The 434-nt window shown below is 38.7% G+C and carries 1 protein-coding gene; it reads left to right on the forward strand.

What is annotated here, in order from left to right:
* Positions 1-217: hypothetical protein (locus ACFIO5_RS11210; RefSeq protein ID WP_375705448.1), on the forward strand; the 217-nt coding region annotated here is incomplete at its 5' end.
* Positions 218-434: the final 217 nt, after the last annotated feature.

Genomic DNA, 434 nt, shown 5'->3' on the forward strand with positions numbered 1-434 from the left:
CAGTGCTTTAACAATTACTCAGGGTGTCCCACCTTCAGATGCTTTTATTCTAAGTGATGTTGAAGGTGTTGGTGTATATCCAAGGAAGGCTTTGGGTACAAAATGTGCACGGTCATGGCGCTATACACAAGATGTTGGAAGTGATCCAGCGTATCCTGATGTCTCTGCCCGTGATGCTGCTGCTTTGCGGGAATTACAGGTGCTCGGAAAGATTTAAAAAACTTTGGATTAAAGGGAAAAAATACAGGATGAAAACAGCATTATTGCTGTTTGAATTCTGTGATTGATGCCTATAACGTTTTATGATAGTAAAAGGGTTCGTTGTTTTATCTTTGGGGAGGGGTGTATGGAATTAATCTTCAATAAATCGGGCAAATATCTGTCAACCATATACTTAAAAAATGGATAAGCAGTGAAAAAACGTGAAGTAAAAA

This window comes from Bartonella sp. AA86SXKL, from assembly GCF_042196885.1.